The organism is Algoriphagus resistens (assembly GCF_001442615.1).
In the GTDB taxonomy this organism is placed as follows: domain Bacteria; phylum Bacteroidota; class Bacteroidia; order Cytophagales; family Cyclobacteriaceae; genus Algoriphagus; species Algoriphagus resistens.
Genome location: NZ_LMXN01000002.1, coordinates 492,398 through 513,279 on the forward strand (window position 1 = coordinate 492,398; position 20,882 = coordinate 513,279).

Below are 20,882 nucleotides of genomic sequence, written 5' to 3' on the forward strand. Positions count from 1 at the left end.
GGGAAAACAAATCGAAATACGAATATTTGTGATCCAAAGACCTTTTCAAATCACCAGCAACATTTTTTTATCCACCGGTTATAAAAACATGCCTTTAGAAATCCTTTTCGAAGACGAATACCTAATCGCAATCAATAAACCTTCCGGACTCCTAGTCCACCGCACTTCTATCGCTAAAGATGAGACTGTCTTTGCATTACAATTGCTCAGGGACCAGATAGGCCAGCATGTGTCTCCGGTCCATCGACTGGATAGACCGACGAGTGGGGTATTGCTTTTCTCGAAGAGGGAAGAAATTCTACCTTTAGTAAAAGAGCAATTTGCAGACCGGTCTGTTGAAAAAACCTACCTTGCGATAGTAAGGGGGATTCCAGCGGAAAAATCAGGGATAATCGATCATCCATTGACCAGCGAACGCTCCAACAAACTGCAGGAAGCCCAAACATATTATAAGGTTTTGGCAGAAACAGAAATTCCATTCGATACTACCGGAAGATATCCGACGAGTCGCTATTCGTTGTTGGAATTGAAACCTGAGACTGGGCGAACCCATCAGATCCGAAGGCATCTGGCCCATTTAAGGCATTATATTTTGGGGGACAAAAAGCATGGAGACAACAAGCAGAACCAATTTTTTGGAAAACAATTCGGACTGGAGAATTTGCTCTTACATGCAAAGAAATTGGAATTCAAGCACCCGGTTTCCCAGAAAGCCATCATAGTTTTAGCAGCTATTCCTGCTCATTTCGAAAAAACAATTTTTGATTTAGGATGGACAAACCGCCATTTAATTGAATAAAGATCACCTTTTCCAAAAATTGAGCTACTTTAGAATTCATAACATACATACCTATGAAAAAATCACTTTTAGCCCTCAGCCTATTGCTGTCGGTGACCTTTGTGGCAGAAGCACAGAAGAAGAAGATCGAAAAGAAATTTGATGAGAAAGCAGCTATTGCCGACCTGACATATCTTACTTCGGATGAGTTGAAAGGAAGAGAGCCATCCTATCCGGAAATGGCTTTAGCATACGATTATATCGCCATGCAGCTAGAAGATGCAGGGGCAAAACCTGTTCCAGGAGCAGATGGCTATTTTCAGAATATTCCTTTCCGACTATCCTCCCCTCCCTCTAAAGGAAAGATTACCATCGGGGATTCTACCTATAGCCAAGGGGGAAACTTACTCGTGTTAGATGGCGAATCACTTAGTGGAACCTTTGAATTGGTTGATGTGGGATTCGGAACCCCTTCAGATTTTGAGGGAAAGGATCTTACCGGTAAGATTGCTGTCAGTAGTGTAGGTGCTCCTGATAAAATGAACCCAGCTGATTTATTTTCCCTAGGCAGTGAAAAAACAGAAAATGCTAAAAAACAAGGAGCTGTAGCTTTGATTGAACGGTTCAATATCCCGTCTATTCCATGGCAGTTGATTGCCAATTACCTAAACCGGGACCAAATGGGCATAGATAAAGGCGAATCCAGCAAATTGCCATATATCTGGGTGAAAGATCTCTCAAACACGTTGCCGGAGCAAATAGCTGCTGGAAATGATAAATCAGCGGTTCTCGAAATCGAGGGTAAAACCAACAAAGCTGTGGAAGGAAAAAATGTAGTGGCCTGGATAGAGGGAACAGACAAAAATCTGAAAAATGAGTATGTGATGCTTTCTGCCCATTACGATCACGTAGGAATAGGAAGACCGGATGAAAGCGGTGATTCTATTTATAACGGAACGAGAGACAATGCCATTGGAACAGTTGCTGTGATGAACGCGGCGAAGTTTTTCGCTAACAACCCTCCAAAAAGATCTATCCTGCTGGCTCTTTGGACAGCTGAGGAAAAAGGACTTCTGGGCAGTAGATATTTTGCTGAAAATCCACTGGTCCCCCTTAATCAGATAATATACAACCTGAACATTGACGGTGCAGGTTATAATGACACTTCAATCATTACAGTGATCGGCCTGGGAAGAACAACAGGGGATGAGCTGATTACTGAGGCAGTAGAGGACTTCGGCCTGAAAGCTTTAGCAGACCCGGCTCCTGAGCAGGGGCTTTACGATAGATCTGACAACGTAAACTTCGCCAAAGAAGGGATTCCTGCTCCTACCTTCAGTCTTGGGTTTACAGCCTTTGACGATGAAATCAACAAATATTATCACAAGGCGGCGGATGAAGTCGATTCTGTTGATTTGGATTATGTGACGCTTTATTGGAAATCTTACATTCTAGCTGCCCAAAAAATAGCCGATGCTGCTGAACAGCCTAAGTGGGTTGCCGGTGATAAGTATGAAGATGCAGGGAAAAAGCTTTACGGGGATAAGGAGTGAATTGTATAAGTCCTTAGGGAGATAACTGATAAATAGAGGTAGAAAGTGAGATAAACAAAGGTCTAACTTTCTACCTCTTTCATTTTTGGTTAGTTTAGACTTGTGTGCTATTCCCATAGGAATTTTATGGCTAATCTCAGTCTATACAAGGCGCCGCTACGATACGTGAGACTTTCTGAAAAATCCCACTTGCCCCATTGCCTGGGTTTATTTTCCCAGATTAGGTCATTAATTCAAGAGGGAATTACGTGAATTACCCACCCACGGCCTTTAGGTTTGCAAAGTAGAGTTAATTGGGAAAACCAAGGCAAATTCCTTCTTGATTATTAGGTGACTCAGAGATTTAATAAATAAATTAAAAAAGAATGGGGTGAACTTCACCTACGGCCGATGGGTTGGGCTTCGGGGGTCATAGACTCGCCCAATGGCAACGCCTTATCCCGTTTTTGTTTTGTGTCCGACTGCATCCCGCAACCAGACAATACCTTTATACCCTGTGTTAAGATGTTGCCACATTGACATCGCTATTATGGATCTCACGACAAGATACAAAGACCCACGCCCTTATGGAAAGGGTTAAGTCTTGTTATCCATCCACAGGTTGAACAGCTTTTGCTTGAGGGGAACCATCGGTCGATTTTAACGAATGGCCTATCGTTCCAATTGGCCTTATATTCAAGCATACTGTAACCTGTTCTGCTTGGTAAAGAAACTCCTGTAGGCAGTATCCAAATTTTTAATTGATGCCTGTTCCTTTGTCGGGTAGATCCTAAACTTGTATGATTTGTGTATCAACTTCATTCTACTGGCCAAATAAATAGCCTTGTTTTTTACTGACAACCAAGCTATTGTCATCAACTGTCAGTATATAAGCTTCCCGCAGGATTCCCTATATCCCTATTGGATAAAATTCCATCTGATCCTTGTTACCACCTATCCTAGAAATAGCTTGGCAGGCCAATTAAATGAGGAGTTAAACCCTATTTTTCACCATAGCCCGTAAAGCAGATTTTGAAACTGAAGTAAGGGGACCAGAGGTAACCCCTATCCATTTTCTTATCCGGTAAATTCCCCCCTAGCTGTACTGTATGGCCCGTAGGTTAAAATAAGGATCTACTTTGTTCAATAGGTGAAGCATCACTGGAAACGATCCGTCAGTACATTCTTTCACCAGCTTAGTTTTTGTCGCTTACATCCCACACACCCTAAGGTGATGGGTGGCTTTTACGCTCCTATTTATAAAATCACCCAAACAACATCCCAGCAATAGTTGCCGTCATCAGACAGGCTAAGGATGCAGCCAAAAGAGATTTAAGTCCCAATCTGCTGATATTAGCTTGTTGGTTTGGAGCTATTATAGCTATTCCGCCCAATTGTATCGCAATCGAACTGAAATTAGAAAAACCACAAAGCGCATAGGTAGCGATTACAATTGATTTGGCGCTCAAACTACCAACTTCCTTCATCTCGGAGAGGCTCAAATAAGCTACAAACTCATTGATCACAGTTTTTTGTCCAAGTAAACTTCCAACCTGAAGTGTATCCGCCCAATCAACACCGATCACCCAGGCAAATACCCTAAAGATCTGCCCAAACAGATATTCCAGGGAGAAACCCTGGAACTGACCATTGGTGGTTCTTACCACAAATTCATTTAAGCCGGTGACATCTCCCAAGATTCCCATCAAAAGGTAATTCACCGCTGCAATCACAGCTATAAAAGCCAAAAGCATAGCACCTACGTTCAGCGCTAACTTCAATCCCTCGGATGCACCTATTGACATGGCATCAATAAGATTCACTCCCATGGCTTCCTCATTCACTTCCAGCTTATCCTGTACCAGTTCCTTTTCCAGTTCAGGGATAAACATCTTGGACATCACTATCGCCGCAGGAGCGTTCATGATACTTGCTCCAAGTAAATATGCGGCAAATTTACTTTGCTCCTCCAGACTATCACCTCCTAGAAAGGCTACATAACCAGCCAAAACGCCTCCTGCGATTGTGGCCATCCCTCCAGTCATCAGACACATCAGTTCTGATTTGCTCATCTGAGGGATAAAAGGACGGACTAGCAACGGGGCTTCTGTCTGACCAAGAAAAATATTTCCTGCAGCAGACAGGCTCTCAGGACCGGAAAGTCTCATGGTCCTAGCCATCACCCAGGCTATACCGAAAACTACTTTTTGGAGAATTCCCAAATAATATAACCCTGCCGAAACCGTAGAGAAGAAGATAATGGTGGGAAGTACTTGAAATGCGAAGATAAAACCGTAACTATCGCCCGCCAGGTCACCAAATATAAACGCAGCTCCATCGCGACTGAAGCTCAGAAACTTCACAAAGCCCCGGCTAACCATGGCAAAAGCACTTTCCACGAAAGGAACCTGGGTAATCAAAAATCCAAAAACCAGCTGAAGTAAAATACCAATACCGACTAATCTCCAGTCGATTTTCTTTCTATTGCTTGAAAAAATAAAAGCCACCAAAACGATGACCGCTAGACCAAAGACCCCTCTTAAGTAATCCATTCAGTAAGTGTTGCAAATAAGACCTAAAAATAAGGAACACCTGTTCATAAAACAATCATGAATTAAATGTGGGGTTATTAAAATGAGAGGTAGTGATTGAAAAATGATCAGTTTTCAGTCCAAGTGATCCAAATTTATTGTAATAAAGTTCCATTTAAGTGCACATTTTGACTTGGACCCACTTCATAGCAGCCTTCAGGCTGTAATTCTATGAATGGTCAAAACAGAATATAATTTCACATTTCGACTAGTCGTGGAATCACGAAGAGCAGACTACTATTGGTTCACGTGAAACACCTGCAAGGTAATATCCTGGCTGCCAAGGCTTCTAGACATCAAGTTTAAATCCCGCCAGGGCCTTTGGAAGCCTCAAGACTTTAAAATTTAAGCCCAAGCGATGAGACATAAAATTAACAATCCTATTCTGGGGCTCAAATTATTCGCTGTGGTTGAAAAAAACAAAAAAGCCCGAGAAGAAAATAACCCGGGCCTTTAATGAATCAGTTTCTTTTGTTGATTTCGTCTCTAATCCGGGCCGCCCGCTCATAATCCTCATTATTTATGGCTTTGTCGAGCATTTGATTAAGCTTGTCCAAACTGAAGTCCTTTAAAGAAGCTTCTTTCTTCGTGGAAAATTTCTGGGTAGATGGTTTGGGTTCCTTTGTATCATCTTTCTTTTCCACTTCATAATGTTCCACCGCCCCTTCAGACATGGCTTTTTCAGTACAAAACACAGGACTTCCAAATCTTATCGCAATTGCTATGGCATCAGAAGGCCGTGCATCTATCTCAGATTCGATCTGGTCGCTCTTACACTGGATTTTAGCATAATAGACACCTTCTTTCATATCTGTAATTACGATTCTCTCGACATCAAAATTGAATCCGGTCGCAAATGACTTGAACAAATCATGTGTCATCGGACGATTAGGAATAATCTTTTCGATTTCTAAAGCTATCGCCTGAGCTTCAAACATACCAATTACTATCGGCAGGCGTCTAGCTCCACCAACTTCCCCCAACACCAAGGTAAATGACCCCGACTGGGAGTGATTGGACGAAAGTCCCAAAATCTCAAGTTCTATGAGTTTTTCCACAAAAATTTATAATTCAGCTTTAAATGCTTCATTTAACTTTGGCACAACTTCAAAAGCATCACCTACGATTCCATAATCCGCAGCTTTGAAAAAAGGCGCATCAGGATCTTTATTAATAACTACGATACACTTTGAAGAGTTGACTCCCGCAAGATGTTGAATAGCTCCTGAAATTCCTATCGCTATGTACAAAGTTGGGGCTACTTTTATACCTGTTTGCCCTACGTGCTCATGATGTGGTCTCCATCCTAGATCAGAAACTGGCTTGGAACAAGCCGTCGCTGCTCCTAAGGTTTTTGCCATTTCCTCTACCATTCCCCAGTTTTCGGGACCTTTCAATCCTCTCCCACCCGATACAACAATGTCTGCTTCAGGAAGAAGTACATCGCCTGTAGCGCGTTCAGTAGAAGTGATTTTAGATGCGAAGTCTGCATCATTAAGTGAAACGTCGAAACTTTCCACCTGTGCATCAGCTCCATCCTGTTTCAAATCAATTGCATTCTTTTTGATTGCCAGAATTTTATTTTCAGTAGTAACAGTAGTTTCAGCAAAAGCTTTTCCAGTATAGATACTTCTTTTCACGACATACTGGGCATCAGTTTTCGGCAATTCTACCGCATTGGAGACCAAACCAGCATTCAGTTTGATTGCTAATCTAGCTGCAACGGCATCACCCAAAGATGATTTAGCCAAAACCAAAGTTTTGGCGCCTGTCAGGTCAAAAGCCTGAGCTACTGCCGAAGCATGCGCCTGGATTACCCCTGCATCTAACTTGCTGTCTGCACCATGAAGCACTTTTGCAGCCCCCGCTTTGCCTATTGAAGCTAATTCAGCATTATCAATAGTTCCAAGAGCTACTGCCACCACATCTCCCTCACCAGTCTGTGCAGCCAAAGCACTTGCAAAAGAGACCGCCTCAAGGCTTGTCTTTTTTACCTTTCCTTCAGCTTGTTCTATATACACTAAAATTGACATAATATCCTAATTTATAATAAGTTATTTGGTTTTGATTAAAGAACTTTTGCTTCGTTCTTCAAAAGCTTCACCAGTTCGGCTACATTATCTTTATCCACCAGTTTTACAGCACCTTTGGCCGGAGGGAGTTCATATTTGCTTGCTTCTGCCTGGGTTTCCTGCGAAATAGGCTCTACCACATTCAGAGGTTTGGTTCTGGCCGACATGATCCCGCGCATGTTTGGGATTTTCCATTCCGCTATCGGCTCCTGACAGCCAGCTATAAGCGGAAGACTTGCTTCCAGCAATTCTTTTCCACCTTCAATTTCTCGTGCCATTTTCACCGTAGATCCATCAACATCCAATTTCATCACAGGCGAGAACGAAGGAATTCCAAGCAACTCACCTACCATGCCATGGACCATTCCGCCATTGAAATCAATAGATTCCCTACCCATCAAAATCAGATCATACCCTCCTTCTTTGGCATAATGCGCAATTTGCTGTGCCACAAAATAAGAATCCTTTGGTGCAGAATTTACCCTAATGGCCTCATCAGCACCTATTGCAAGAGCTTTTCTTAAGGTTGGCTCCGAATCTGCTTCTCCAACATTCAAAACAGTTAACTTTCCACTCGCCTGATCCCGAAGTTCCACAGCGCGGGCCAAGGCATAATCATCATATGGGCCAATAATATATTGAACTCCCGTAGAATCAAACTTGGTATTGTCGGCTGTAAACTGAATCTTGGAGGTAGTATCGGGCACGTGGGTGATACAAACAAGAATCTTCATTGGTTTAGTATTAGATTAGTCTAGATTTATTTCTCGTGAAAATAACAGTAAGCACTTAATTAAAAAAACTATTGATGACCAATCTGGACAGGATACACTTACTTAGACAATTTACAGAAGAAGAACCGGAAAATCCCTTCAACTGGTATGCTTTGGCGATAGAATATAGAGAAAATGATCAAAATGAAGCACTTATGCTATTTGCAAAACTGATAAAGGATCATCCCACCTATCTGGCAACTTACTTCCCGGCAGCTCACCTCTATGCAGAATTAGGTGAAATAGATGAGGCCAAAATGATTTTTGAAAAGGGAATATCTCTTGCCCATGATCAGATGAACAGGAAAGCCTTGCAGGAATTACAGAATGCCTATCAGAATTTTCTCTTCGAAAATGATCTGGATTAGAAACACCTCCCTGATACCTGACTTGTTTTCATATTCCTTTCCCAGAAAATAGTTATCGATCAGGGCTTCACATAATACTAAAAATGTAGATTTAAAAAATCTGCGGATAGCTGTACCTTTTTCTGCGGGAACCACCTTATCTTAAGCTTTCCAAGCTACACTTAATTAAACCCCTTGCTTCAATGATCACCCAACAAGATATGCTCACCCATTTTCTTCCAATTCTAGAGAAAAGCGGCAAACGTTATAAAAAGAAAAGCATGGTCCGGGCAAAAAGGGCACAACCTGGATTGGTGGTGATCACGAAGACTTCCGATGGAGAAGAGACTAAAAACACCGCGGAAGCAGGTGACTGGCTGGTAGAAAACCAAACAAGCAGTAATGAACAATATTTGGTTAAAGCAGAGACTTTTCAAAAAAAATATTCGCTTGTCCAATCATTGGAAAAGGGTTGGGGAAGCTACCAGCCTAAAGGTGAAACAAAAGGGTTGATTGTAAATGATACACACCTTCAAGCTTTTGGCGCCACAAAAATATTGGAATTCCAAGCCCCTTGGAAAGATACAATGATTGTAAAACCCGGTGATATGTTGGTCGTTCCTCCGGAAAAAAATGAAATCTATAGAATAGCCAAAAAAGAGTTTGGGGAGACTTACGTGGAAATCTAAGGTACTAAAACAATTTTACCCATCTGCTGTCCATCACGCATTCTATCAAAGGCTTTTTCAGCCTCATCAAACTTAAAAACCTGATCTATAATCGGGTGGATCTTCTTTTCACAGACTAAAGAAACCATTGCTTTAAAATCCGTATCAGACCCCATCGTTGAACCCATTATTTTCAATTGGTTCCAAAAGATTTTTCTGGCTTCCAACTTACTTGGATTGCCCAATGTGGCTCCATAAAAAACGATTTTCCCACCTGGTTTTGCGACTTGGATCAGCTGGTTCAACGTGTTTCCAACAGCTCCATCAACAATCAAATCAAACCCATTTACCTGCTTTAAAGATTCGGATATCCAGTTATTATTCAAATAGTTGAATACATATGACACACCCAGTACTTTAGCTCTTTCCAACTTCTCCGGGCTGCTGCTGCTAGTAGAAACTTTCGCTCCGAGAGCTAAACCAAACTGCACGGCATACTGAGCAACACCGCCACCAAACCCAGTGACCAACAAATTTTCTCCCGGCTCTATATTCCCTTGGTAGGTAAGTGCTCGAAAAGCTGTCAGACCGGAAAGAGGCAAGGCGGCAGCTTCTTCCCAAGTCAGGTGTCCAGGTTTATCAAAAAGCCTGTCTGCCGGCACTACCACCGACTCAGCGAGTGTTCCGTTTCGAGGCATTCCTAAAATCTCAAAAGAAGCACTTTGCACTTTTTGATCTTCTCCCCAGTGCAGAGCCGGATTAATGATCACCTCCTTCTTGAACCAATCCTGATCCACCCCCTCTCCTAGTTCGGTGACTATTCCGGCTCCATCAGAACCGAGCACTACTCCGTCTTTTATATTTGGATAAAGCCCCTGTCGACACCATTCATCCCGGTGATTTAAGGCGGCCGCTTTGATGGAAACCCGAACTTCTCCCTTTTTTAAAGAAATTTCCTGAACTTCAGTCAGAAGCAGTTTTGATTGCTGTTTACTAGCTAAAGTGATTGCTTTCATAGCTAAAAATTAAAAAGCATCTTCCGTATTATTTCTATTCAATAGATCGTCCCCATCATCACTGTTGGCCTTACTCTGAAGTTTGATTGTATTGCCGCTATCAAATTCGGAAACACCGCTTGACTGGGCTGCAAAGGTAGGCCTGTAAACAGCATTGCCGCCTTGCGGATCCTGCATGTTGCCGAAGCCATCCAAATCCTGGAATTTAGTATACCTACCGATAAAGCGAAGCCTCACCGTATCCAACGAACCGTTTCTATGCTTGGCAATAATCACCTCACCCACACCCTGGGTAGAGTTATTGTCCTCATCTTCAGTAATCCCATAATACTCTGGTCGGTAAAGGAACATTACCATATCGGCATCTTGCTCGATAGCTCCTGATTCCCTCAAATCTGAAAGCTGTGGCCTCTTATCCCCACCTCTAGTCTCCACCGCTCTGGAAAGCTGGGAAAGAGCAATTACCGGCACTTCCAGTTCTTTGGCGATTTTCTTCAACGCCCTGGAAATACTTGCGATTTCCTGTTCACGGTTACCTCCTCCACCGGATTTTGCATCGCCTGACATCAGCTGTAAGTAATCGATTACGATCATCTGAATATCGTGCTGTGCCTTAAGCTTCCTGCATTTTGCCCGAAGCTCTAGGATAGACAGTGCCGGGGTATCATCTACGAATAGTGGTGCTTTGGAAAGCTTGGCTGTCTTATGGACCAATTGCGCCCACTCATGCTCGGCAAGTGTACCCTTTTTGATCTTCTCAGAATCAAGCTCAGCCTCAGAAGAAATCAAACGGTTTACCAACTGGATCGAAGACATCTCCAGGGAGAAAATAGCCACTGGACGATTATGGTCTACAGCTGCATTTCGTAAAACCGAAAGTACGAATGCGGTCTTACCCATCGCGGGACGTGCGGCAATAATTACCAAATCTGATTTTTGCCAGCCTGAAGTCACCCTGTCCAATGCAGTAAGACCGGAAGGAACACCCGTCAATCCGTCTTTTTGGCCTTTTCTTGCTTCCAATTCAATGATTGCCTCACGCATGATGGATTTCATATCGGAGTAATTCTTTCGGATATTTTTTTCGGATATCTCAAAGAGATTCTGCTCCATTTTATCCAACAGTTCAAAAACATCGGTGGTCTCCTCGTAAGCATCTTTCTGGATATCTGAAGCAATCCTGATCATCTCCCGCTTGATAGATTGCTCGGTGATAATTCTGGCGTGATACTCAATATTAGCCGCAGAAGCCACTTTCGATGTAAGCTCGGTGACATAAAATGCCCCACCGGCAATCTCCAAATTCCCGCTTTTGCGAAGCTGGGAAGTCACCGTAAGTAAATCAATCGGCTGGCTCTCGGTAAACAAATCCAAAATAGCCCCAAAAATAACCTGATGGGAATCTTTGTAGAAGCTTTCCACCTTTAGAATATCGATCACATTCGTAAGCGCATCCTTCTCTAGCATCAGGGCCCCAAGTACAGCTTCCTCAAGCTCAATAGCCTGAGGCGGCACTTTACCGAGCATATTGGAGTTCTGATGAGTTGGCTTACTTCTATTGATACGTGGATTGCTGCTTTTCTCGGTCATAGAACAAATGTATTGGGAAAATGGCAAGAGTTTTAAACAACTTTTGCCAAAGTTATCAACAATGAAAATCCTCAATAATCACGCCCCGAAAGGCAAGGCATTACCACTGAAAGAAAAACTTTTGAATTAGAGCTGTTAGTCTCCTGAGCAGCCGATTATTATTTTTAAGTTTGAGGCATAATTCCAATTCTTTAATTAACCTAATGAATAAATATCACTTTATAGCCATCGGAGGAGCTGTGATGCATAATCTGGCATTGGCCCTAGTAGAAAAAGGCTATCAGGTAACAGGTTCAGACGATGAAATCTATGAGCCCTCGCGTACAAGACTGGAAAAAGCAGGCATTTTGCCAGCCGACTATGGCTGGTATCCCGAGAGAATAACCAAGGACCTGGATGGGATTATCCTTGGAATGCATGCTAGAATAGATAACCCTGAACTTCTTAAGGCACAGGAATTGGGAATTCCGGTATACTCCTTTCCGGAATTTATTTTCAACCAAAGTCAGAATAAAAAACGGGTGGTCGTGGCTGGTTCCCATGGCAAGACCTCTATTACTTCGGTGATTCTACATGTGTTGAAAGCCCAAAAGGTGGATTTTGATTACTTGGTCGGCGCTCAGATCGAAGGCTTTGACCTAATGGTAAAGCTCTCCGATGCTCCGGTGATCATCATCGAAGGTGATGAATACCTGACTTCTCCCCTGGATAGGACCCCAAAGTTTTTCCATTACAGGCATGACATTGCCCTAGTTAGTGGAATCGCCTGGGATCATTACAATGTTTTTCCGGATTTTGAGGTATACAAAGACCAGTTTCTACAATTGATGAATTTGACACCAGCATCGGGTGAATTGATCTACTGCGAAGCTGATCCTTTGGTAAAAGAAGCAGCTGGGAAAGCTAACATCCAAGCCAAAAAGACTGCTTACAAAGCTCATCCGGCGGTGATCAAAGATGGCAAGACCTTTTTGGAAACAGAGAATGGTTTAATTCCAATTTTCATATTCGGAGAGCATAACCTGCAAAACCTTCAGGGTGCAATGCGTATTTGTCTTTCCCTGGGATTATCAAGAGCGCAATTCTACCAAAGCATCCAGACATTCAAAGGGGCAGCAAAGCGTCAGGAAATTTTGGTTCAGACTAAAAACTCTAGTCTTTTCCGGGATTTTGCCCATGCGCCATCTAAACTAAAAGCAACAGTATCGGCTGTAAAGACCCAATTCCCCGACAGAAAGTTGATTGCAGTGCAGGAGTTACACACTTATTCCTCACTGAATAGGGAGTTTTTACCGAATTATGCCAGGACAATGGAAGCAGCAGACCTTGCAATTGTGTACCTTGATCCCCATGCTGTGGCACTGAAAAAATTAGAACTAATGGATGAAGAAACATTGCGGGCAGGATTCCAACGACCTGATTTGAAATTATTTACGGACAGTTCAAGCCTGAAAGAATTCCTTTTGGCTCAGGACTATACAAATTCTAACTTACTTTTGATGAGTTCCGGATCCTATGATAAAATGGATCTTGAGCCGATTAAAGCTAAATTTAACCAACCATGAAATCGAGCATGACCAAGAACCTCCCGCACTGGAACTGGTTAATGCATTCGAGTCAGGTTATAGCCTCAAAAAAAAACAGAAACGCATGAACTTAAACTTGAAGAATTCAGTCGCATTTTTTGATCTAGAAGCCACTGGAATCAATATCTCGACAGACCGAATTGTGGAGATTTCCATCGTAAAGGTAAAGCCAGATGGCGGACAGGAAATCTATACCAGAAAAATCAATCCTACTATCCCCATACCGCTGGAATCCTCACTTATCCATGGCATCTACGATAAGGATGTCAAAGAAGAGAAAACCTTTAAGGAATTGGCAAGAGAGATATTCCAGTTTATTGGCCAGTCGGATTTGGCGGGATTCAACGTTCTGAAATATGATATCCCGTTATTGGTAGAGGAATTTCTTAGAGCTGGAATTGAGTTTGATCTGGACAAGAGAAACTTGTTGGATGCACAGAAGATCTTCTTCATGATGGAAAAGCGCAACCTTACTGCAGCTTACAAGTTTTATTGTGGAAAAAACCTGGAAAATGCGCATAGCGCCGAAGCGGACACCCTTGCGACACTAGACGTATTCAAAGCACAGGTAGAGCGCTACCTTGGAGAGGAAATGGAAGATCTACAAGGAAATAAGATGGGAATCTTCGAAAATGACATGAAAAAGCTTCATGAGCTACTCAATGAAAAAATGGTAGACCTAGCTGGGAGATTTGTTTTCAATAATGATGGTGTAGAGGTATTTAACTTCGGAAAGCAAAAAGGGACTCCTGTCTCTCAGGTACTCAAAGATGAGCCTGGCTTTTACGATTGGATGATGCGGGGCGATTTCCCGCTGGATACCAAAAGAAAACTTACCCAGATCAAGCTGAGAGGATTTAACCAATAAATAATGTTTTTGTGCGGTACTGCTCGGCGCTGAGAAATCAAAATCTGCCAAAGGCTGGTTATATAGGGATAATTGTAATCTTGGGGGATTAATACTTTCCCATGATAGTTCATGGTATCTAGGAATTTTGGGCTCTAATTCGTTCATTATGAACTAATTTACGTATGTATTAAAAATCACCGAATTTACTTGTCCTATTGCTGGATATAGTTCTAGTCCTGTTGAGTTATAATCTACAAAGTCTTTTTACTATGAAATTTGAGCTCAAAACCTTTCTGTTCCTAATTCTGCCCTTTGGCAGTGCCTGCTCCCAAAACAATCAAACAGACCCTCCTCTTCCACAAGGGACTATCACTGTAAAAGGAGCCTTTCCCAATCTTTCTTTTACCAGACCGGTAGATCTTCAGCATGCAGGAGATGGCTCGGACAGGCTATTCGTAGTGGAGCAACGGGGAGTTATTTCAGTTTTTCAAAATGATCCTGGAACGGCTGACAAAATTGAATTTCTGGCTATTGAAGGCAGTGTGGATGACACTGGAAATGAGGAAGGTTTATTGGGACTTGCATTTCATCCAAACTATGAGGACAATGGATATTTCTATGTGAACTACACTGCAGCGAATCCTGACCGTACGGTAATTTCGCGCTTCAAAGTTTCTGCTACAGATCCAAACCAGGCAGATCCCACAAGCGAACTGGTTTTATTGCAATTTGACCAACCTTATTCCAACCACAATGGTGGACAGGTTTCATTTGGCCCAGACGGCTATCTATACATTGCTGTAGGTGACGGGGGCAGCGGCGGAGATCCTCAGGGCAATGGACAGAACCGGAAAACCCTGCTAGGAAGCATTTTAAGGATTGATGTGGACCAGGTTAATGGACCTACAAATTATTCAATTCCAGCAGACAACCCGTTTGCCAATAACAGTGAAGGATTTAGGGAGGAAATTTATGCCTATGGCCTGCGCAACCCCTGGAGATTTAGCTTTGATTCATCTAATGGTCAACTATGGACCGCAGATGTAGGGCAAAACAAATACGAGGAAGTGGATATCATCGTAAAAGGCGGCAATTACGGTTGGAAGACAATGGAAGGCTTCCATTGTTATAATTCTGCTGACTGTGCCCAGGATGGATTGAAAATGCCCATCTGGGAATACGATCGGTCCCAGGGGGATGTATCCATTACGGGCGGGTTTGTTTACCATGGGGCTGCCATTCCGGAATTGGAGGGGCTATATGTCTATGCCGATTATGCCTCAGGAAGAATTTGGAGTTTGGACGGAAGTGATCCTGAAAATCCCAGTAATACTGAGCTGCTGAAAGCTCCATTCCCGATCTCATCGTTTGGCATCGACCAAAATCAGGAACTGTATATCTGCGGGTTTGATGATAAAATTTATAAGCTTGGGTATGAGTAACAGGTATGCCGTGATTGGCATTTAATTGGAAAAGGTGGCTATACATATATTTGACCTATAGTCTGACCCTATTCAGATACCCCTCAGCCTTATTTGCCAAATATTTATTTTCAGAATTGGCAATTCGCTGAACCGTAGCAATGGTTGTAGAGTCATTAATGCCCTTTTTTTGGTATATATCCAAAATACCAGAGATTATGGGCACTTCCATTTCAGGCAATTCCTTATTGAGTTTTACTATGACTTCCGGTGAAATTTGTGGGGTATCCTTTAGCAGCTCTACTGTCCAGCTTTTCATCCCAAAATCAAAGGTTAGAAATTTTTCTATCAGGCTATATTGTACTTCTTTGGCTAATAAATCCTTAGGAACTAAGCTGTTTAAACACTTTTCTGCTAAACTATAATCCGTCGAACTCATCAGATCAAAGATGACATTCCTGGACAATGGAAATTCTGCAAGCCGACCGTCAATCAAATCGACCACCCAAAGCTTGTCCTGATATGGGGATTCAGTAAGAATATCTTCTATATATTCATCGCTCAGCACTTCATTTGTCCATGCTTCTACTTCTGATTTAGTATTTCCATAGACCAATTCATATATGGTATAAGTAGTGTAAGCAGAGCCTTTTATCACATATTCCAATACATCTTTTGAAGTAGCTCCACTAACTCCATCTACATTATAAAGGGCTGCTTTATTTTTTGCAGCGATCTGGTTGTAGGTAAATTCTCCCAAAGGGAGATTGGGATCAGAAAGCAACCTATTGAGCCGTACATATTCTTCTTCTGCAAAAGGTACATGATCATCCTTGCTCAAAAATTCATTTTCAGGTAGTTCAAATCCGAGATATCTTCCTGTAGGATTCCAGTAAAGTGTAATATTGAGCGACTTGCACTGGTTATCATAACATACTCCTGTGTGTACGTTTCGGGAGTAGTAAACAGGAAACCCTTTATCAGAAATATATTGATATAATGTGACCTCTTTTTTCTCAACTTCATCATATATCACTTTATTGTTGATTTTGGCAATTGGGATATCCAAGGTCAGTTCATTTTGATATTTTATCTTTCTGAATTCCTTTCCTGCATGCAAAATCACACTAGAAGAACCAACTACTAGAATCGTGATCAATGAAGCAATTACAATCATTTTATTCATATTCGGATTATTAGCCTTTAAAAGAGTTACCGCCCTTTGGAATGATCCCACCATGCATTTCTATGAGTGTCTTTAAATCACCCATTACCAGGTCAGCCGGAGTTACATTCTTTTCAATAGCCAGTGCCGCCGCTGCTCCCGCTGCCTGGCCCATCGCCATGCACGAGGCCTGAACCCTAAGTCCAGAATTGGCCAACTGGTCGCTACAGATACTCCTTCCAGCCACTATAAAGTTTTTGCTCCTTTTAGGTATCATTGATCTGAATGGAATTGTGGGGACTATTCCTTCAGTCAATTGCTCCGGTACAACTCCTTCGGTATTGTGAAGATCAACAGGATAATAGGAATAGGCTATGGAGTCTGGATAAACTTTACCCGTAATATAGTCCTCATAGCTAATTCTATACAACCCCTCTATTCTATAAGTTTCGCGTACTCCCGTTTCTGTCCTCATCTCCTCTATTCTAATATTTCCCAAACCTGGCTGTTTTTTCAAAAACCTTAGGTGCTTTAGCAAGGATTCCCTTCCTTTAATATTAGCAACTGTATGTGTTTCTGAAGTGGTTGAGTCTGCCCCCTCGATGTGTTGGACATTGTCCCCTTTTTCCTTAAGAAGTGCCACAATATCGCCGCGAAACTCTCCCCTGATCAATTCCCCTCTGTCAATTGCCATTTCATAAGCTACTTTCAATCTCTCCAAATCCAAACTTTCAAATTCATACCCCCCAATTTTAAACATAAGCGTTCCAGGCTGGGTCACCTTCTCTTTAAATACATCATACCCTGCCATCGAAGCTGCTAAAGCATTACCGGAACAGTCAATGAGTTGCCTGCATTTAATGACTGCATGCACTCCTTTACCTATTGTCTCTACATGCCAATAGTTTTCTTTAAATTCCACGGAAATAGGAGTTTCATAGTAGCGGATATTCACCCCGGCTTCAAGGCATTTTTCTTCAACTAACAGTGCATATACAGATGCATTTAATCTTACTTGATGATTCCAATGTTCTCTACCATGGGGAATGGAGAAATTCGGTAAGGAATCACCATTCAATTCAACCGCACTTTGGACTAATTCCCAACCTACTCCACTGATTACTTGCTTTCCCCATGCGAAAAACAACCCTGGATAAGCCACTCCTGCGGTAGTAATCGTCCCACCCAATTGACTTTGACATTCCAGTAAAGTCACATTATGTCCTGTTCTGCCCGCTTGTATCGCCGCTATAGATCCAGCTGTTCCTCCCCCTACCACCAAAATATCAGTTTCTAATTCTCTCTCAATAGTTTTATATGGCTTTTCCAGCACTTCCCCCTTGGTAACCCCACTGGTGGATAATCCAACTGAAAGTGCTCCGATGGTTGATAAAACGTCTCTTCTTTTCATGTGTCTCTAATTTGTCTTTTAAGGGCCATATGGAATCTCGCATGCATTATAATCATTCCAGAGTACGATGTTTTCGTCATGCTCAATTTCATCCTTAGTAGTTCTGAAAAAGAACTTCATAGGAGAAATCAATGCTATCTATTTCAAATTGCTGCTTATTTAATAGAGGGCTCATTTTACTGGATTCTGAACATTTCACTCCATTTATACAAGTTGCTTAAGGCTAAAAGGCTAGAAATAAACTTAAACTGAAGCTAAGGTTCTATGTTTTTAACCAACTCCGTACCAAAGATTTTTTGAAAAGGAAATCCTAAGTGATTCAAAACGAAAAAATTCATCAAGATCACTATCGGGTTTTCAGACTAATCCATAGCCCCTGCAAAATAAGTCTGTCGGTGAAGTTTTAGCTTCTTTGACAGTCGGTTTAAAGAATCAATAACCAAATTTCAAATTCAATGACCAAGATTTGAAACAGCCAAGTCATTTTGAAAAAGCAAAGCCTTAATGATCAAGTTCACTGGTTAGCTAAACTATTATATCATTTTCTGAGAGCACTTCATGACTAAAAAGTGTTAAATCCACAATCTCAAAACAACTACCCTTCTATCTCCTTCACCAATTCAGCATACCATGCTTCCCCATATTTCCTCGTTAAGGCGTCCTTCAGGAATTTGTAGATCGGGACTTTCAGACTTGATCCCAGCTGGCAAGCAGGATCGCAGATATGCCAGCGGTCATAATTCAATGCGTCGAACTGATCATATTTGGTGACACGGATCGGGTACATATGGCAGCTAATTGGCTTTTTCCAGGTAATCTTTCCGTCCAAATAAGCTTGCTCGATTCCGCATTTCAGAATTCCACGCCCGTCATACAGTGCATAGGCACATTCACGGTTGTCTCCTATGGTAGGGGTGCCTTTATCACCATCTTTGTCAATCACCCATGTTCCCTGCTTGGCTATCACTTGCCTACCCTCTTCAGTGATATAATCCTTGACAATCGGATAAATATCTTCGATGATTTTGGTTTCCTCATCCTCCAAAGGCGCACCCGCATCCCCCTCTACACAGCAAGCCCCTTTGCAGGCCTCTAGATCGCATACAAAAAAATTCTCTTTTATATCATCCGACAGTACGGTATTCCCCACTAGTATCATTTTGTTTCTAATTATCCTGCAAAGTTAAGCAATCAATAGCTAGGCATCCGGCTTCACAAAGTCTTTTCTTCTTACATCCCCCCTTTCTGCAATTTGGCGATAAGATTCCCCTCACTGTCGTACTTTTCATCCAAAAAAGATAAGCGAAAAGACACAGAAAAAGAATGGCATATAAAATCATCTTTCCAGTTGACTTCCCCTTGAATCATATTTTTAAAAACCGATAGAAAAAAAATACCGTAATTTGCAAAGTGCAAGTCGTCTTGTCGCCGCTCCGATCCCGATTGCTATCGGGGCCATTGGAGAGGAGGAAAGTCCGGGCAACATAGAGCGCCATACTTCCTAACGGGAAGGGAACTGATTGGTGACGGTCAGTTTACAGCCAGTGCCACAGAAAATATACCGCCATTCGACTTCGGGGCCTGCCCTGAGCCTGTCGAATGGTAAGGGTGAAAAGGTGGGGTAAGAGCCCACCGTCCTGATGGTGACATCAGGAGCAGGGCAAACCTTATGGGTTGAAAGATCAAATAGGTTCCGCGCCGGATTCAGTTCCGGGAAAAGTTGCTCGCTTTTATGCGGAATGGGTAGATCGATGGATCCCGATTGTGAAGTCGGGGCTAGATAAATGACAGGAAACCGATTCTGGAACCAGAAGAGGAAACAGAACCCGGCTTATAGACTTGCACTTTTTTATTTTATATTGAAATTATGTCGAAAATACTGATCATCGATGACGAGAAAGTCATCCGCGCCACGTTGCGCGAAATCTTAGAATACGAGAAATACATTGTTACTGAAGCCCAGGATGGTGAGGAAGGCTTGGCCAAGCTGCAGGAAGAAGAGTATGATCTGGTACTATGCGATGTGAAAATGCCCAAAATGGACGGGATTGAAGTTTTGGAAAAAGCCAAAGGGCTTGAAAAATCCCCTCAGTTCATTATGATCTCTGCACATGGAAGCATAGAAACTGCCGTGGAAGCCACAAAAAAAGGGGCATTTGACTTTATTCCCAAGCCTCCTGATCTCAACCGTCTGCTGTTAACCGTGCGAAATGCCCTGGAGAAAAAAGAACTGGTCACGGAGACAAAAGTTCTGAAAAAAAAGCTTTCCAAAAAACTGGACATGGTCGGAGAGTCCGAAGCAATTCAAATGGTGAAGGAAACCATAGAAAAAGTGGCTCCTACTGATGCAAGAGTATTGATCACCGGTCCTAACGGAACAGGAAAGGAACTCGTTGCCCATTGGGTGCATGCAAAAAGCAACAGATCGTCCCAGCCATTTGTAGCTGTAAACTGTGCGGCAATCCCATCTGAGCTGATAGAAAGTGAACTATTTGGGCATGAAAAGGGAGCATTTACATCAGCCCATAAGCAGCGCCAGGGAAAATTCGAACAAGCACAGGGAGGTACCCTATTCCTCGATGAAATCGGGGATATGTCACTTTCTGCACAGTCTAAGGTTCTTCGGGCACTTCAGGAGAATCTGATCAACCGTGTAGGTTCGGACAGAGATATCAAAGTAGATGTACGTGTCTTGGCCGCGACAAATAAGGACCTGAAAAAAGAGATTGAGGAGAATAGGTTCCGTGAGGATTTGTACCACAGATTAAGTGTGATTCTGATCCAGGTCCCTGCACTGAAAGACCGAAAAGATGATATTCCTTTACTGGTCAGTAAATTCCTGGATGATATCTCCCAAGAAAACGGTGATGCGAAGAAAAGTATCAGTAAAGCCGCTTTGGCAAAATTACAGGAATACCCATGGACAGGGAATATTCGTGAACTGAGAAACGTCGTAGAAAGACTGGTGATTTTGGGAGAGACCGAAATCAGTCTGGAGGATATAAAAAAATACGCTGACTATTAAGTCAGCGTATTTTTTTAGCTATTGGCGTCCTGAGATGCTGGAGCCTTTGCATATGCC

General features: G+C 42.4%; 19 protein-coding genes and 1 other RNA gene. 9 read left to right on the top strand and 11 right to left on the bottom strand.

Annotation, left to right across the window (positions count from 1 at the left end):
• Positions 1-88 precede the first annotated feature (88 nt).
• Positions 89-799 carry a pseudouridine synthase gene (locus tag AS141_RS05350; RefSeq protein ID WP_057936770.1) on the top strand — a complete coding sequence of 237 codons (711 nt, stop codon included), beginning with the start codon at positions 89-91 and terminating at the stop codon, positions 797-799.
• A 53-nt stretch (positions 800-852) separates the two neighbouring features.
• Positions 853-2,331, top strand: a complete 1,479-nt coding sequence (locus tag AS141_RS05355) for a M28 family peptidase (protein WP_057936589.1) — start codon at positions 853-855, stop codon at positions 2,329-2,331.
• 536 nt (positions 2,332-2,867) lie between these two features.
• Here AS141_RS05355 and AS141_RS27360 read toward each other — a convergent pair.
• The 6 genes from AS141_RS27360 to AS141_RS05375 form a co-directional block, all read right to left on the bottom strand.
• Positions 2,868-3,014: a zinc ribbon domain-containing protein gene (locus AS141_RS27360; protein WP_082632187.1), complete on the bottom strand. Its 147-nt coding sequence runs from the start codon at positions 3,012-3,014 to the stop codon at positions 2,868-2,870.
• Positions 3,007-3,186, bottom strand: a complete 180-nt coding sequence (locus AS141_RS27365; RefSeq protein ID WP_082632188.1) for a helix-turn-helix domain-containing protein — start codon at positions 3,184-3,186, stop codon at positions 3,007-3,009. Before AS141_RS27365 ends, AS141_RS27360 begins: the two co-directional genes overlap by 8 nt.
• Before the next feature lie 389 nt (positions 3,187-3,575).
• The gene (locus AS141_RS05360; protein WP_057936590.1) at positions 3,576-4,862 is read right to left on the bottom strand and encodes a NupC/NupG family nucleoside CNT transporter; all 1,287 of its coding nucleotides are present in this window, start codon (positions 4,860-4,862) and stop codon (positions 3,576-3,578) included.
• A 500-nt stretch (positions 4,863-5,362) separates the two neighbouring features.
• Positions 5,363-5,959 carry a bifunctional nuclease family protein gene (locus AS141_RS05365; RefSeq protein ID WP_057936591.1) on the bottom strand — a complete coding sequence of 199 codons (597 nt, stop codon included), beginning with the start codon at positions 5,957-5,959 and terminating at the stop codon, positions 5,363-5,365.
• Positions 5,960-5,965: 6 nt separating this feature from the next.
• Positions 5,966-6,934: an electron transfer flavoprotein subunit alpha/FixB family protein gene (locus tag AS141_RS05370; protein WP_057936592.1), complete on the bottom strand. Its 969-nt coding sequence runs from the start codon at positions 6,932-6,934 to the stop codon at positions 5,966-5,968.
• A 35-nt stretch (positions 6,935-6,969) separates the two neighbouring features.
• Positions 6,970-7,707: an electron transfer flavoprotein subunit beta/FixA family protein gene (locus tag AS141_RS05375; protein ID WP_057936593.1), complete on the bottom strand. Its 738-nt coding sequence runs from the start codon at positions 7,705-7,707 to the stop codon at positions 6,970-6,972.
• Between the two features lie 74 nt (positions 7,708-7,781).
• Here AS141_RS05375 and AS141_RS05380 point away from each other — a divergent pair, with 74 nt between their 5' ends.
• Both AS141_RS05380 and AS141_RS05385 read left to right on the top strand, forming a co-directional pair.
• Positions 7,782-8,114 carry a tetratricopeptide repeat protein gene (locus AS141_RS05380; RefSeq protein WP_057936594.1) on the top strand — a complete coding sequence of 111 codons (333 nt, stop codon included), beginning with the start codon at positions 7,782-7,784 and terminating at the stop codon, positions 8,112-8,114.
• A gap of 182 nt (positions 8,115-8,296) precedes the next feature.
• The gene (locus AS141_RS05385; protein WP_057936595.1) at positions 8,297-8,782 is read left to right on the top strand and encodes a hypothetical protein; all 486 of its coding nucleotides are present in this window, start codon (positions 8,297-8,299) and stop codon (positions 8,780-8,782) included.
• Here the strand turns inward: AS141_RS05385 and AS141_RS05390 are convergent.
• Positions 8,779-9,777: a zinc-binding dehydrogenase gene (locus tag AS141_RS05390; RefSeq protein ID WP_057936596.1), complete on the bottom strand. Its 999-nt coding sequence runs from the start codon at positions 9,775-9,777 to the stop codon at positions 8,779-8,781. The two genes, AS141_RS05385 and AS141_RS05390, sit on opposite strands and share 4 nt — an antisense overlap.
• A 9-nt stretch (positions 9,778-9,786) precedes the next feature.
• On the bottom strand, positions 9,787-11,367 hold the full coding sequence (gene dnaB, locus AS141_RS05395) for a replicative DNA helicase (protein ID WP_057936597.1): 1,581 nt from the start codon (positions 11,365-11,367) through the stop codon (positions 9,787-9,789).
• 203 nt (positions 11,368-11,570) lie between these two features.
• Here dnaB and AS141_RS05400 point away from each other — a divergent pair, with 203 nt between their 5' ends.
• The 3 genes from AS141_RS05400 to AS141_RS05410 all read left to right on the top strand — a co-directional run bounded on the left by AS141_RS05400 (position 11,571) and on the right by AS141_RS05410 (position 15,245).
• A complete protein-coding gene (locus tag AS141_RS05400) occupies positions 11,571-12,932 on the top strand; it encodes a UDP-N-acetylmuramate--L-alanine ligase (RefSeq protein WP_057936598.1) in 1,362 nt (453 codons plus the stop codon).
• A gap of 85 nt (positions 12,933-13,017) precedes the next feature.
• Positions 13,018-13,821 carry a 3'-5' exonuclease gene (locus AS141_RS05405; protein WP_057936771.1) on the top strand — a complete coding sequence of 268 codons (804 nt, stop codon included), beginning with the start codon at positions 13,018-13,020 and terminating at the stop codon, positions 13,819-13,821.
• A 251-nt stretch (positions 13,822-14,072) separates the two neighbouring features.
• Entirely contained in the window at positions 14,073-15,245 is a 1,173-nt protein-coding gene (locus tag AS141_RS05410; RefSeq protein ID WP_057936599.1) for a PQQ-dependent sugar dehydrogenase, read from the top strand.
• Positions 15,246-15,300: 55 nt separating this feature from the next.
• Here AS141_RS05410 and AS141_RS05415 read toward each other — a convergent pair whose 3' ends face one another.
• The 3 genes from AS141_RS05415 to AS141_RS05425 all read right to left on the bottom strand — a co-directional run bounded on the left by AS141_RS05415 (position 15,301) and on the right by AS141_RS05425 (position 18,959).
• Positions 15,301-16,410 (bottom strand): hypothetical protein, encoded by a 1,110-nt coding sequence (locus tag AS141_RS05415; RefSeq protein ID WP_057936600.1) that lies wholly within the window; start codon positions 16,408-16,410, stop codon positions 15,301-15,303.
• 10 nt (positions 16,411-16,420) lie between these two features.
• Positions 16,421-17,800 carry an FAD-dependent oxidoreductase gene (locus tag AS141_RS05420; RefSeq protein WP_057936601.1) on the bottom strand — a complete coding sequence of 460 codons (1,380 nt, stop codon included), beginning with the start codon at positions 17,798-17,800 and terminating at the stop codon, positions 16,421-16,423.
• Positions 17,801-18,395: 595 nt separating this feature from the next.
• On the bottom strand, positions 18,396-18,959 hold the full coding sequence (locus tag AS141_RS05425; RefSeq protein WP_057936602.1) for a DUF3109 family protein: 564 nt from the start codon (positions 18,957-18,959) through the stop codon (positions 18,396-18,398).
• Positions 18,960-19,209: 250 nt separating this feature from the next.
• Between AS141_RS05425 and rnpB the strand changes: the two genes are divergently transcribed.
• Positions 19,210-19,650: RNase P RNA component class A (gene rnpB, locus AS141_RS06210), an RNA gene on the top strand.
• Positions 19,651-19,667: 17 nt separating this feature from the next.
• Positions 19,668-20,825, top strand: coding sequence for a sigma-54-dependent transcriptional regulator (locus tag AS141_RS05430; protein WP_057936603.1), 1,158 nt, complete (start codon positions 19,668-19,670; stop codon positions 20,823-20,825).
• Positions 20,826-20,882 lie beyond the last annotated feature (57 nt).